The 14,235-nt window shown below is 50.9% G+C and carries 13 protein-coding genes; 11 read left to right on the forward strand and 2 right to left on the reverse strand.

The features are described 5' to 3' along the window. Positions 1–11: 11 nt before the first annotated feature. Entirely contained in the window at positions 12–1,646 is a 1,635-nt protein-coding gene (locus AB1L17_RS21695; RefSeq protein WP_412847198.1) for a DEAD/DEAH box helicase, read from the forward strand. Between the two features lie 55 nt (positions 1,647–1,701). Here AB1L17_RS21695 and AB1L17_RS21700 read toward each other — a convergent pair whose 3' ends face one another. Together AB1L17_RS21700 and adh are read right to left on the reverse strand one after the other, a co-directional pair. Beyond that, the gene (locus tag AB1L17_RS21700; RefSeq protein ID WP_412847199.1) at positions 1,702–2,043 is read right to left on the reverse strand and encodes a DUF779 domain-containing protein; all 342 of its coding nucleotides are present in this window, start codon (positions 2,041–2,043) and stop codon (positions 1,702–1,704) included. A 3-nt stretch (positions 2,044–2,046) separates the two neighbouring features. After that, a complete protein-coding gene (gene adh, locus AB1L17_RS21705; RefSeq protein WP_412847200.1) occupies positions 2,047–3,567 on the reverse strand; it encodes an aldehyde dehydrogenase in 1,521 nt (506 codons plus the stop codon). Positions 3,568–3,864: 297 nt separating this feature from the next. On the opposite strand from adh, the gene AB1L17_RS21710 reads away from it, so the two are divergent. The 10 genes from AB1L17_RS21710 to AB1L17_RS21755 all read left to right on the forward strand — a co-directional run bounded on the left by AB1L17_RS21710 (position 3,865) and on the right by AB1L17_RS21755 (position 14,107). Beyond that, complete coding sequence (locus AB1L17_RS21710) at positions 3,865–4,065, forward strand: helix-turn-helix transcriptional regulator (protein ID WP_412847201.1); 201 nt, start codon at positions 3,865–3,867, stop codon at positions 4,063–4,065. A gap of 8 nt (positions 4,066–4,073) precedes the next feature. Then, complete coding sequence (locus AB1L17_RS21715) at positions 4,074–4,463, forward strand: hypothetical protein (RefSeq protein ID WP_412847202.1); 390 nt, start codon at positions 4,074–4,076, stop codon at positions 4,461–4,463. A gap of 109 nt (positions 4,464–4,572) precedes the next feature. Next, positions 4,573–6,306 carry a sigma-54-dependent Fis family transcriptional regulator gene (locus tag AB1L17_RS21720; RefSeq protein WP_412847203.1) on the forward strand — a complete coding sequence of 578 codons (1,734 nt, stop codon included), beginning with the start codon at positions 4,573–4,575 and terminating at the stop codon, positions 6,304–6,306. 189 nt (positions 6,307–6,495) lie between these two features. Continuing rightward, the gene (locus tag AB1L17_RS21725) at positions 6,496–7,572 is read left to right on the forward strand and encodes a tartrate dehydrogenase (protein ID WP_412847204.1); all 1,077 of its coding nucleotides are present in this window, start codon (positions 6,496–6,498) and stop codon (positions 7,570–7,572) included. A gap of 20 nt (positions 7,573–7,592) precedes the next feature. Further along, entirely contained in the window at positions 7,593–9,017 is a 1,425-nt protein-coding gene (locus AB1L17_RS21730; RefSeq protein WP_412847205.1) for an aldehyde dehydrogenase family protein, read from the forward strand. Then, complete coding sequence (locus AB1L17_RS21735; RefSeq protein WP_412847206.1) at positions 9,014–9,784, forward strand: SDR family oxidoreductase; 771 nt, start codon at positions 9,014–9,016, stop codon at positions 9,782–9,784. Before AB1L17_RS21730 ends, AB1L17_RS21735 begins: the two co-directional genes overlap by 4 nt. 73 nt (positions 9,785–9,857) lie before the next feature. Further along, the gene (locus AB1L17_RS21740) at positions 9,858–10,913 is read left to right on the forward strand and encodes a TRAP transporter substrate-binding protein (protein WP_412847208.1); all 1,056 of its coding nucleotides are present in this window, start codon (positions 9,858–9,860) and stop codon (positions 10,911–10,913) included. A 64-nt stretch (positions 10,914–10,977) separates the two neighbouring features. After that, on the forward strand, positions 10,978–11,445 hold the full coding sequence (locus AB1L17_RS21745) for a TRAP transporter small permease (protein ID WP_412847210.1): 468 nt from the start codon (positions 10,978–10,980) through the stop codon (positions 11,443–11,445). Between the two features lie 7 nt (positions 11,446–11,452). Further along, the gene (locus AB1L17_RS21750; RefSeq protein WP_412847211.1) at positions 11,453–12,727 is read left to right on the forward strand and encodes a TRAP transporter large permease; all 1,275 of its coding nucleotides are present in this window, start codon (positions 11,453–11,455) and stop codon (positions 12,725–12,727) included. Positions 12,728–12,742: 15 nt separating this feature from the next. After that, positions 12,743–14,107 (forward strand): FAD-binding oxidoreductase, encoded by a 1,365-nt coding sequence (locus tag AB1L17_RS21755; protein WP_412847212.1) that lies wholly within the window; start codon positions 12,743–12,745, stop codon positions 14,105–14,107. The last annotated feature ends 128 nt before the right edge of the window (positions 14,108–14,235 follow it).

Genomic DNA, 14,235 nt, shown 5'->3' on the forward strand with positions numbered 1-14,235 from the left:
TCGATTTATGAATGGAGATGGAGAAACTGGCTGATTTTTGGAGATTGGGAATTCGCAAGGAATTGATACATGCTCTGCAAGAAAACGGGATTACTGAACCGACACCCATTCAGGAAAAAGCAATCCCGGTTGTACTCGAAGGAAAAGATGTGATCTCGCAAGCGCAGACGGGGACAGGAAAAACGCTCGCTTTTGTCCTGCCGATTCTGGAGAAAGTGGACACGCAAGCGACACATGTTCAGGCATTGATTTTGACGCCTACACGCGAGCTGGCTCTGCAAATTACGGCAGAGGTAAAAAAGCTGACGGAAATGATGGAAGATATCCATGTACTCGCCGTTTATGGTGGACAAGATGTGAATCAGCAGTTGAGGAAGCTGTCTAGAAACGTTCATGTGGTCATTGCTACACCGGGACGTTTGCTGGACCATCTGCGCAGAGGGACAATCGATTTGTCACAGGTATCGATGTTTGTTCTGGATGAAGCGGATCAAATGCTCCACATGGGTTTTTTGCCGGAAGTAGAAGATATTATGGCCAAAACGCCGTTCGACAAGCAGACGATGCTGTTTTCGGCCACCATGTCGGAACAGGTACAATCTCTTGCGAAGCGTTTTATGCAAAAGCCGGAAAACATAAAAGTGCAGGGTAAGCGAATTACGTTAGAAGACATTCGCCAAATCGTGGTGGAGACGACAGATCGTGCGAAGCAAGCTACGCTGTGCAGTTTACTGGATGAAGAGAGACCGTTTCTCGCGGTGATCTTTTGCCGAACAAAGCGCAGAGCCAGTAAGTTAAATGGAGAACTGCAAGGTCTCGATTATATGTCTGACGAGCTGCACGGCGATTTGTCACAGGCGAAGCGCGAGGATGTCATGAGGCGATTCCGCGAGGCCAGAATTCAGTTCCTGGTCGCAACCGATGTGGCTGCACGTGGATTGGATGTAGAGGGAGTTACGCACGTTTTCAACTATGATATTCCAGAAGATGTGGACAGCTATATACATCGGATTGGCAGAACTGGGCGAGCCAAGGAAAAAGGAACGGCATACACCTTGGTGACGGCAAAAGATCGGGGGCAGCTTGAGGAAATTGAAGCTGGGATCAAATTGTCTCTGGAGAGACGAGTAATGGGTCGTGGGGAGCAGGAACACGCTGATCAGAAAAAACCGTCAAGACAGCAAAAGACTGTTCCGGATCGCAAAGGGAAGGACGAGCGTCGCGGGGAGAAGTCTGGTCGAGGCAAGGCAAGACCAGGTGAGCGAAGACAACAAAGCGCTGGCGAACGCCAAAGAGATGGAGAAGACCGTCAACAGAAGAGTCGCGGATTCGAGCGCAAGCCAAAGGAATTCGAGCGAGCAGCTGGAGGTTATGGTGATCGGAAGTCGAAGGACGGAAGCCGAGCAGCTAGCGGTTATGTTGAACGTAAGCCGAAGGACGATAGCCGAGCAGCCAGTGGGTATGTTGAACGTAAGCCGAAGGACGGAAAGCGAGCAGCTGGCGGTTTTGATCGCAAGTCGAACGGCGGAGGCTTTGGCAAGAAGTCACCGTCTGCACAACGCAATTCGGCTCGCTCGAATGCTAAACCGAGCAAAAGGACAAGCTCTGCTCCTGCAAAACGTAGTTCTCGCAACCAATCCAGATAGCAGCCTAGCAAAAAAGACCGTTCCCGCCAGCAAGAGGGGGAACGGTCTTTCATTTTTAAGCATCGGGAAAAACGCGGGAACGTGTGAGGAAGCGAAGCCCCTCTGGCCCTTCCAGTGAAAACATACCGCCCCGCCCAGTGACGACATCAATAATGAGCTGGGTATGCTTCCAATATTCATACTGCGCTTTTCCCATGTAGAACGGGCAGCCACCGATCTCTCCCAAGAGGACGTCCTGATCACCCACGAGAAATTCTCCAAGCGGGTAGCACATCGGGGAGCTGCCGTCGCAGCAGCCCCCTGACTGGTGAAACATCAGGTCACCGTGTTTGGTGCGAAGTCGTTCAATTAATGCCAGTGCAGCATCTGTCGCGAGCACTTTTTCAGGCTTGCTCATCGATCAAAAGAAGCCGAGAGCCTGATCGCTGTAGCTGACCAGCAGGTTTTTCGTTTGTTGGTAGTGGGACAGCATCATTTTGTGTGTCTCGCGGCCGATACCGGACATTTTGTAGCCGCCAAATGCTGCGTGAGCCGGGTAAGCGTGATAGCAGTTGGTCCAGACGCGGCCAGCCTGGATTTCGCGGCCCATGCGGTATGCCGTGTTCGTATCGCGTGTCCATACACCAGCGCCCAAGCCATACAACGTATCGTTTGCCATGGCGAGCGCTTCTTCCGTATCCTTGAAGGTCGTGACTGAGACGACCGGACCGAAGATTTCTTCCTGGAAGATGCGCATTTTGTTGTGACCTTTGAAGACTGTCGGTTGGATGTAGTAGCCGCCTTCGAGATCACCAGCAAGCTGTGCACGAGAGCCGCCAATCAGGCATTCTGCGCCTTCCTGTTTGCCGATATCCAGGTAGGAGAGGATTTTTTCTACCTGCTCCAACGAAGCCTGTGCTCCGATCATCGTATCGGTGTCGAGCGGGTTTCCTTGTTTGATATTGGCTACACGTTGCAGGGCACGCTCCATGAATTGGTCGTAAATGCTTTCGTGGATGAGCGCACGGGATGGGCATGTGCACACTTCGCCCTGATTGAGCGCAAACAGTACGAATCCTTCAATCGCTTTGTTGAAGAAGGCGTCGTCTTTTGCAGCCACATCCGGGAAGAAGATGTTTGGCGATTTTCCTCCCAGCTCCAGCGTCACCGGAATGATATTTTGGGAAGCGTATTGCATGATTAAGCGTCCTGTCGTCGTTTCACCTGTAAAGGCGATTTTCGCGATGCGATTGCTTGAAGCGAGAGGCTTACCCGCTTCCAGGCCGAAGCCATTGACCACGTTGACGACGCCAGGTGGGAGCAGGTCACCGATCAGCTCCATCAGCACCATGATGGAAGCAGGTGTTTGCTCAGCGGGCTTGAGGACAACGCAGTTACCGGCAGCAAGGGCTGGAGCCAGTTTCCACGTAGCCATGAGGAGCGGGAAGTTCCACGGAATGATTTGACCGACAACACCGAGCGGCTCATGGAAATGGTAAGCAACTGTATCGTTATCGATTTCGGCTAGTGTGCTTTCTTGTGCACGAATGGCACCAGCGAAGTAACGGAAATGGTCAATCGCCAGCGGAATATCGGCAGCGAGTGTTTCCCGAACGGGCTTGCCGTTTTCCCACGTCTCGGCGTTTGCCAGCATCTCCAGATTCGCTTCCATACGATCCGCGATTTTTAACAAAATGTTTGCGCGTTGTGCGACAGAGGTGCGACCCCACGCGTCTTTTGCCTCATGGGCGGCGTCTAGTGCCAGCTCAATATCTTCGGCTGTCGAGCGGGCTACCTCGCAAAAAACCTTGCCTGTTACAGGTGATACGTTTTCGAAATACTCACCTTTCACTGGGGGAACCCAATTACCCCCGATGTAGTTTTCATAACGATTTTTGAAAGTCACCTTGGAACCGGCTTGGCCGGGCTGAGCATAGATCATTGCGAGCGCCTCCTCATTTATCACATATTTCTTTACAGCCCTCTCTAAAAGCAAGTCTCGTACCAACGTAAAAAAGCTCGAAATGACAGCGTTTTCTTGAGCGGACAAGGTAAAAATTGTTCCATAATGGACCATTGTATGTTCCGTATTGGGACAAAAGAGCAAATGTGTGTCGGAAAATGACCGATTACGGCTTGGGGGTGTAAAACATGTTTGACACATTCTACTGTCATGTTCTATAGTTGGGGTGTAAAAGGTTTTTTACACCCATCCGTGTATGGAAGGTGAACGTCTACTATGAAAAATCGAATAAAGGAATTTCGAGAAAAGGGGAACATCTCGCAAGGCAAGCTGGCTGAGCTATGCAATGTCAGCAGGCAGACCATCAATGCGATAGAGAACAACAAATACGATCCGAGCTTGCAATTAGCTTTTGATTTGGCGAGGAACTTAGGGGTTACAATTGACGAGCTGTTTCAACCATACGGTGAGGAGTGAGAGAAGCTATGAAAAAGTTCAATGTGATTGTATCCGCGATCCTACTGTTGGCGATTGCGGGGTACGGGGGCTATCGTTGGGTTCGTTATGAGATGCTGGATGTAAGCACGATCATTTTCGGTTGCATTGCGCTGTCGTACTTGCTGAACTCGATCACATGGGGAGACTACGAGGGTGGGAAATACAGTGAGAATGACGAGCTAGACAAGCATATCAAGACACAAAGTGCGCGAATCGGATACTATGCGCTCATGGTGCTATCTGCTGGTATCTTGTTTCTAACGGAAGGTGTTACCTCACTCAATGACATTCAAAATATACCTTTGGCAGTCGTTGTCGGTTTGACGTTCATTGTGGCGCCGATTACGGAATTCTTCTATGCAAGAAGGTTTAGATAAATCATAGCCAGTTGGACAAATGTGTACGTGTTGTTTCGACTGGTTTTTTCTGTGACAAAGTCTCTCGTGTTATACTGAGGGGGAATGATTTTTGGGGGAGGGAATCGTGTTGTCGACGATTGTTCAGCAATCTTGGAAGCGCTGTCAGGAATCGAACCTCAAGGCTACGGAGAAGAGCAATGACCAAATCATTTCTGCCCGACGAATCAAAGAAATCATTCAGGAAAATCACCCTCTGATTCGAGAAAGTCTCCCGCTTTTTAACAAGCTTGCTCCCTTTTTGTTATCGACAGAGCACATCGCACTCTTGTCTGACCGGGAAGGAAATATTATTCAAACAATTGGGGACCCGGTCTTCGCCAACCAGGCGCAAAAAGTACAGCTGCAAATCGGAGCGAACTGGACAGAAAATTACAAGGGAACCAATGCGATTGGGACAGCCCTGATTGCGCAACAGCCGATTCAGGTGCAGGGAGACCAGCACTACTTCTTGGAAAATCGCTTTCTGACGTGCTCAGCGGCACCTATTTTTTCTCCTGCGGGTGAGCTGTTGGGCATCATTGACATTAGTACGCGAAAAGAGTATTCCCATCCGTTTGCCCTGACGATTGCCTGCATGATCGCAGAGGCTCTGCAAAACCGTTTTTTGTTAACGGATGCCGAACGCGTGATTGCACTACCCGCTTCATCACGATCAGGAGATGGTCGAGGAAAGCTGTCGCTCGTTGGCTTGGATCGGGACGAGCGTATTGTAGGCTTAAATGGCGTCGCGCAACAGCAGCTCGGAAAGGAAGTACTGGGAACAAGATTGAATGCAGAACAAGAGCGTGCAGGCCGTAATCTGCAAGATCATCGTCCGCGCTTCTGGTCTGCTGCACCCAAAGCACAGCTGAAGCCATTTCCGCGATTAGCTGGTTCATGCCCGCTCTTCTTGCAGGCAAAGCTGCTCGGACAAAAGGCGGCGCAGGTAGATTTTCCTGTGATCATCTTGGGGGAAAGCGGTACGGGGAAAGAGCTGTTCGCTCAAATGGTCCATGAGACAGGTCCGCGTGCGCATGAGCCTTTTATCGCAGTGAACTGCAGTTCGATTCCGGAAAATTTGATCGAGAGTGAATTGTTCGGATATGAAAGCGGGTCATTCACAGGGGCACACCGCGAAGGAAGAATCGGAAAGTTTGAGGCGGCGAAAAAAGGCACGATCTTTTTGGATGAGATCGGGGATATGTCTTTGCGTGCACAAGCGGCACTTCTGCGTGTGTTGCAGGAGAAGGTCGTCACCCCGGTGGGGAGCAATCAATCTCGACCCATTTATGCGCGAATCATTGCAGCTACGCATCGAAATCTGCCAGAGGAAATCAAGGCGGGACGTTTTCGGGCGGACCTGTACTACCGGCTCAAAGGGGTCTCGATTCATTTGCCGTCGTTGAAAAAGCGCAGTGATATCATTCAGCTGGCCGAGCATCTCTTACAGCAAATTGATACAGGAAAGCCGTACATATTGACCACAGAGGCAAAGGATAAGCTATGTTCTTATTCATGGCCGGGCAATGTGCGGGAACTGCAAGGCGTCCTTATTCAGGCGGTCTTTTTGGCAGAGGACGGCACCATTGATAGCGATCATGTCCAGCTGGAGGGACTGACAGAAGCGGATTCGGATGAGTCGTCTGATCATGTCGTTCCTTCGTTGCGCGAAACAGAGAGAAAAGCCATTCTGAACGCACTTGAGAAAAGTGGTGGCAATGTCAGCAGAGCGGCCAAAATGCTGCAAATCGGTCGAAACACGTTGTACCGCAAAATAGAAGAATACCAGATTGGAGCAACGATCGATCAAGAGGAGCGATGATGGATGTTGCAAGGGATGTTGCAACATTTTGTTGCGTTGCTTGGCTTAATGTTTGGACCATGGACACATGGAGATGGATAATGTAAGAGGATTGCCCGGTCAGTGGGGAATAGAATTACTTTGGCATTAATCATGCAAGAGTAGTGAAGTATATAGTCGAAAAATTTTGATGATTTAGGGGGGAGACTGTTGCTTCACTACTCGATTGCAGTAATTCCAGGAGACGGAATCGGTCCCGAGGTAATGGACGAGGGCCTGAAGGTAGTAAGCGCCATAGAAGAGAGCCATGGCGGCATTCGGTTTGCCCGAGATGTCATGGACTGGAACTGTAGCTATTATCTCAAACACGGCAGGATGATGCCGGAGAATGGACTACATATATTAAAAGATTACGATTTGATCCTGCTTGGTGCTATTGGTGCGCCGGAGGTTCCAGATCACGTGTCTGTGTGGGAGCTGATTTTGCCCATTCGCCGAGCGTTCCAGCAATATGTGAACCTTCGCCCGGTCAAGCTGCTCAAAGGTCTGGAAAGCCCTCTTCGCTACAAGGGACATGCCGATCTTGATTTCGTCGTTGTGCGGGAGAATACGGAAGGTGAGTATTCCAATATGGGCGGGCGCATGCACCAAGGCACACCATACGAAATGGCGGTGCAAAACAACGTATTTACCCGGTACGGTACAGAGCGCATTCTCAAATATGCGTACTCGCTAGCCGAAAAGCGTTCGAAAAAGAGCGTGACCGCGGCTACGAAGTCCAACGGCATCAATCATTCCATGCCGTTCTGGGATGAGATCGTGAAGGAAGTCAGTCAGGAGTATCCGGGCATCCAGACCAATCTGTATCATATCGACGCACTGGCTGCCTATTTCATCACGCGACCGGAAACATTTGACGTCGTTGTCGCGAGCAACTTGTTCGGGGACATTTTGACCGATCTCGGGGCGGCGATTGTCGGTGGTTTGGGCTTGGCTCCTTCCGCGAATATCAATCCAGAGCGTCAGTACCCGTCCATGTTTGAGCCGATTCACGGTTCTGCGCCAGATATCGCGGGCAAAGGAATTGCGAATCCGATCGCCCAAGTTTGGAGCCTCGCCATGATGATGGATCATCTTGATCTGCCAGAGCTCAGTACGGTTATCATGAACGCTATCGAAAACGTGCTGCAAGATGGCAAGGTACTTACTCCTGATCTTGGGGGGACGGCGACAACGAAACAATTGGGAGACGAAATCGTTCGCCACATCTATCACACAGCGAGATAAATATAAGGGAGGAAGAGGACATGGAAGCGAGATCGTTTGATTTGTACATCGGCGGAGAATGGGTGAAAACCGATAGCTATATTCCCGTCCTTCACAAATACACGGGCGAGTGCATCGCTCATATTGCCAAGGCCCAGCAGCATCACGTAACAGAAGCGGTGGAAGCTGCGTGGGAGAAGTTTAAGGCGGACAAATTGACTCCTTTTCAACGATACAAAATCTTGCTGAAAGCCTCTGAGCTCATGGAGGAACGTCGGGATGAGATGGAGCGATCCTTGATTCGCGAGGTAGGCAAAACGCGCAAGGACGCGATGAATGAGCTGGATCGGACGATCAATACGCTGCGCTTGTCGGCAGAGGAAGCCAAGAAGATTCACGGAGAAATGATTCCGCTGCAAGCGACAGAGGGCTCGGAAAACCGTCTAGGCTTTACAATTCGGGTGCCAAAGGGAGTGATTGGTGCGATTACGCCGTTTAACTATCCATTGCTGCTCAGCACGCACAAGATCGCGCCAGCGCTAGCCGCAGGAAATACGCTGGTGGTTAAGCCAGCTACCGTTACGCCTATCGCAACCTTTCTGTTGGTGGAGATCCTGGAGGAAGCGGGCTTGCCAAAAGGCTATGTGAATATCGTGACGGGAGCTGGCAGTCAGGTAGGGGAATGGCTTCTGGATGAGGAGCGCATCGCCATGTACACGTTTACCGGGTCAGGAGAAGTCGGGCGCCACATCAAGGAGCGCAGTGGCATGCGTCCGGTTGCGCTGGAGTTAGGCAACAACTCGCCGAACATCGTGCACCTCGATGCTGATTTGGAGCTGGCAGCTCGTCAAACAGCCGCTCGCAGCTTTCACAATGCAGGTCAGGCGTGCATTGCTGTCCAGCGCATTTATGTACATGAATCGGTCATGCAACAGTTCAGCGACTTGTATATTTCGCATGTTAATCAATTGAAGGTAGGCGACCCGGAAGACCCGGATACAGATGTGGGACCGATGATCAGTGAAAAAGAAGCGAGCCGTACAGAGGAATGGGTACAGGAAGCGATTAGCCAAGGTGCGAGATCACTCTCGCCTGTTAAACGAGAAGGAGCGCTTTTCTATCCGGCTGTGTTGGTGGATACGAAGCCAGAGATGAAGGTGGTTTGCCGGGAAGTGTTCGCTCCGGTCGTCACGATCATTCCGTACAGTGACCTCGACGATGCTTTTACACAAGCCAATGATTCGGAGTACGGCTTGCAGGCGGGGATATTTACCCGTGATTTGAACATCGCGATGAAAGCGGCACGCGTGCTTGCGTACGGTGGTGTCGTAATCAACGATGTATCGACCTATCGCAATGACGTCATGCCATACGGTGGTGTGAAGAACAGCGGACTGGGCAAGGAAGGCCCGCGTTACGCAGTCGAAGAGATGACGGAAGAACGAATGGTGGTGATCAACCTGTGAGAGGACAGCTTTTGCAAGGGAAAACAGCGATTGTAACAGGGGCCGCATCCGGAATGGGCAAGGCCATTGCCCAGCTGTTCGCGGCCGAGGGAGCGAACGTCATACTAGCTGATTTGAACAAAGAGGCGGCAGTAGCGGTTGCGCAAGAGCTGCCAGAAGGGAGTTGCCATGCGGTGCAAACCGATGTGGCTGACGATCAGAGCGTCGCTGCACTCATCAAGGAATCGCTCGAAGCATTCGGCTCGATAAATGTCCTGGTCAATTGTGCGGGCGTTCCCCAAGCGTTTACACCCATTGAGGAGCTGACCTTGGAGCAGTGGGATCGCATCATGTCTGTGAACACGAAGTCGATCTTTTTGACGACAAGGCATGCGGTTCCCCACATGAAGGAGAAGGGGAAAGGGAGCATCATCAACATTGCTTCGATTGCCGGGATTCGTGCGCGTCCAGGGCTGAATGCGTACTGCGCGTCCAAGGGAGCTGCAATCATGTTGAGCAAGGCACTGGCGATTGAGCTCGCTCCCTATCAAATTCGGGTCAATGTTATCAATCCAGGGCCAGCAGAGACGCCAATGCTGGGCAAGTTCATCAATGGAGATGCAGCGGAGGTAGAGGCAGGGAAAAAAGATATTTTCATCAGCAGCGTGCCATTGGGTATGTTGATTCAGCCTGAGGATATTGCGCAGGCAGCTATCTATTTGGCTTCTGATCTATCGAAAATCGTCACGGGCGAGGTCATGAATGTAGACGGGGGAAGAGGCATCTAGTCAAATGTATAAAATTTTCATATTATTAAATATATTTAAAAAATAACGAATGATCAACAGGAGGTACTATCGCATGTTTCGGAAGAAGTGGAGCTACGTACTGGCTGGCATCATGTCTGTTTCTTTATTACTGGCGGCGTGTGGAGGAGGCGGCGCTCAACAGACTGCCCAGCCTGCGGGACAAGCCGGAGGGACAGAAGCACCGAAAAGTGACGGACAAAGCTATGTTTTCAAAGCAGGGCATTCGTTGACGGAGGATCATCCGTACCATTTGGCATTGAAAAAAATGGCGGAGGACGTCGACAAGCGCTCGAACGGGAAAGTGAAAATTGAGGTGTATCCGCTGAGCCAATTAGGAGCGGAGCGTGAATTGACAGAGGCGTTGACCTTTGGAACGGCTGATATGTCGATTACCTCGACTGCGCCTGTGATGAACTTCCACCCGAAGCTGGGTGTACTTGATCTCCCGTTCCTGTTTGAGAGCCGTGAGCAAGCGTACAAGGTGCTCGACGGACAAGTCGGACAGGATCTGCTCAAAGATCTGGAGAATGCCAATCTGGTCGGGCTGGCATGGGCTGAAAACGGCTTCCGCCATATTACGAACGGAACGAAGGTGATCAAGAAGCCTGAGGATGTGGCCGGGATGAAGATACGCACGCAGGAAAATCCGATCCATCTGGCAGCATTCGAAGCATTGGGAGCGAAGCCGACACCAATGGCTTGGACAGAAGCGCTGACGGCGCTGCAACAAGGCGTCGTAGATGCCCAGGAAAATCCGGCGATCGTGGCACAGACCTACAAGCTCTATGAATCGAAGCAGACGCAAATGGCCTTGACCGGACATGTTTATTCCGCAGCGATGATCTTGTTCAGCAAGCCTGTATGGGACAAGCTCCCGGCAGATGTCCAGCAGCTTCTTGCCGAAGAAGCCAAAAAAGCGGGTCAGTACGAGCGAGAATTGATGATCAAGATGGAAGAAGAGGCCATCTCCAATATTCAGGCAAAAGGTGTAGTCATTACCGAGGACGTGGACAAGCAAGCCTTCCGCGATGCGATGAAGCCTGTCTATGACAAGTTTTCCGGTCAGTTCGGCAAAGAGCTGGTGGATCAAATTGTGAATACGAAATAAACGGCAGAAGGGAGAGGGGCCACTCTGGCTTTTCTCCCCTTTTTCCTGCGAAAGGAGATTGTGTGTGGGCAACCTGGTTACCAAAATAAACAGCGTTCTTCGTTTGTTCATCATTGCTCTTCTAGCCATTATGGTGATCGCTGTCTTCCTGCAGGTGCTTTTCCGATTTTTGCTCGATCAGCCCTTGGCCTGGACGGAGGAATTGGCTCGGTATTTGCTAATCTGGATTACGTTTCTCGGATCAGCGTACGCGATGGCCATCAAGGCACACATCGGTACGGAATACATTCAAAAATACTTGTCGCCTCGCATGAACAAAGTGGTGCTGGTTGTGGCCGCTTTGTTTAGTCTGATCTTCTTCCTCGTCATGGTTCAGCAAGGCTACTTGTTGTCAGCGAGAAGCATGACACAAACCTCACCCACTCTGCTCGTTCCCATGGGCTATGTTTACATGGTGATTCCGATCAGCGGTGCTCTGCTCATCATGAACGTGATCCATGTGACGTGGAAAGACATTACCGGGAAGGAGTGACCAGATTGTGGGTACGATATTGTTTTTGACACTGTTGGTTCTCCTGATCCTAAACGTACCGATTGCGGTTGCATTGGGGTTATCAGTAGTTGTCGTGTTTATGCTGGAGGGAAACATCCCTCTTCTGGTTGTCATTCAGAAAATGTTCAACGGGACAGATTCGTTCCCGCTGATGGCGATCCCGTTCTTCCTCCTGGCAGGAAAGCTGATGGAAACAGGGGGAATCTCGGCCAGACTGATTCGCTTTGCGAATACGATTGTCGGGAATCTGCCAGGAGGATTGGCAATAGTGGCGGTCATGGGGTGTACCTTTTTTGCCGCTATTTCGGGTTCTTCTGCAGCGACGACGGCAGCCGTAGGGGGAATTTTGATCCCGCACATGGTCAAAAAAGGGTATAATGTCCGGTTTTCTGCGGCCTTGCATGCAACAGGTGGAACGATCGGTGTCATGATTCCTCCGAGCGTGCCGATGGTCTTATACGGGGTAGCAGCGAGTGCCTCGATTAGTGACTTGTTTATTGCCGGGATCGGGCCGGGCGTTCTCGTGGCGATCTCGCTGATCCTGTATTCGTATTGGATCAGTAAGAAAAACGGCTGGGGCGGCGGAGAGAAGCATACGCCACAAGAGATTTGGCTGGCATTCAAGGACGCAATTTTGGCGATACTCATGCCGATCATTATCCTCGGCGGTATATACGGAGCCATCTTTACTCCTACAGAAGCAGCGGTCGTAGCGGTTATTTACGGTCTGGTTGTTGGTCTTTTCGTCTATCGAGAGATCAAGTGGAAGGACTTGGGGGAAATATTCACGGGCGCTGCCAGTATGACAGCGGTTATCATGCTCATTATCGCGACTGCGAATGCATTTGGTTATCTAATGACGAGAGAAAACATCCCGCAGGAAATTGCGCAATTCATGCTGGGGATTACCGACAGCACGATCATTACGTTGCTCATCATCAACATTTTACTGCTTATTTTGGGGACATTCATGGAAACGGCGGTTACGATCATTCTCCTGACGCCCATCCTGCTGCCGATCGCGACTTCTTTGGGCATTGATCCTGTGCTATTCGGGGTGATCATGGTCGTCAACTCTGCCATTGGCATGCTGACTCCGCCGGTTGGAATCAATTTGTTGGTAGCAGGAAATATTGCGAAGCTCCAGAATACGGAGATTGAGCGAGCGGTAATTCCGTTTTTGATCATTATGATCGTCGATTTGCTGCTCATCACATACATTCCTGAAATTAGCTTATTCCTGGTCAACTTGAGCAAGTAACGAGGGGGAACCAACGTGGATTACAAGCAAGCGTTAGTGGGACTGCTTGGAGAAGAGCGGGTCTCGACCAATCCTACGATGCTGGAGCACCACAGCCATGATGAGTCGTACCATACGCCGCATCTACCGGATGTAGTGGTGTTTCCGCAGACGGCAGAGGAAGTCAGTCACATCATGAAGCTGGCCAACGATAATCGCATTGCAGTAACACCGTTTGGATTGGGGACCAGTCTGGAAGGCCACGCGATTCCTTATGAGGGTGGAATCAGCATGGATTTTTCCTTGATGAACCAGGTACTGGAGGTTCGGCCGAAGGATTTCCTCGTGAGGGTCCAGCCGGGCGTGACGCGTACCCAGCTCAATAAAGAATTGAAAAAGCACGGATTGTTTTTCTCCGTCGATCCTGGTGCGGATGCGACTCTGGGTGGAATGGCTGCGACGAATGCCAGTGGAACCACCTCTGTCCGCTATGGCGTGATGCGAGATCAGGTACGCGATCTGGAGGTAGTGACGGCTGATGGTCGTATCATTCGTACAGGAAGCATGACTGCCAAATCCTCCTCAGGCTATCACCTGACAGGACTGTTTGTCGGTTCAGAAGGGACGCTTGGCGTTTTTACAGAGCTGACCTTGCGCGTCTATGGAATCCCGGAGGCGACGATGGCAGCACGTGCCAGCTTCCCGACGGTTCAGGATGCTGTCGATACAGTCGTGGATATTCTCGGAGCAGGTATACAGGTAGCACGTATCGAGCTGGTCGATGAGAGGTCGATCCAGCAAGTGAATCTTTACAAGGAAACGAGCTACCCGGAAGCGCCTACGCTCTTTATCGAGTTTCACGGCAGTGAACAGGGCCTGGGATATGATATCGAATTTGCCCAAAACATTGCAGCGGGGCATCACTGCACGGAGTTTTTGTTTGAAACCGATTCGAAGGCAAGGGCACAGCTCTGGGATGCGCGTCATAACCTGGCTTATGCATTCCTGCACAAATCGCCGGGCAAAAAGCTGATGGTAACAGATGTCTGCTTGCCTATTTCCGAGCTGGCAGGAGCTGTGGTGGACGCGAGACTAGCCATTGATCGCGCTGGCCTTGATGGAGCAATTGCAGGCCATGTCGGCGATGGGAACTATCACGCGATCCTGATGATAGATCTGACTGATCCCGAAGAAGTGGCACGTGCTGAGGAAGTAAATGCCCATCTGGTGGAATACGCATTGAGTCGGGGAGGCACCTGCACCGGAGAGCATGGTGTGGGTGTGGGGAAAATCAAATACCAGCGCAAGGAACACGGAGAAGCACTGGACGTCATGCAAACCATGAAGCATGTACTGGACCCGAACGGCATTTTGAATCCGGGAAAAATTTTCGGAAAATAAAACAAAGTCTGCATTCTGAACGTTTGTCGGAATGTGGGCTTTTTCTTTTGCGTAATGTGTCGAAGAGGAAAGGAGAAAGGACGATGATGCAGAATGTAGAAGATTGGTAACTGGTGCATTATATTCTG

It is taken from the genome of Brevibacillus jepli (assembly GCF_047229145.1).
GTDB lineage: Bacteria > Bacillota > Bacilli > Brevibacillales > Brevibacillaceae > Brevibacillus.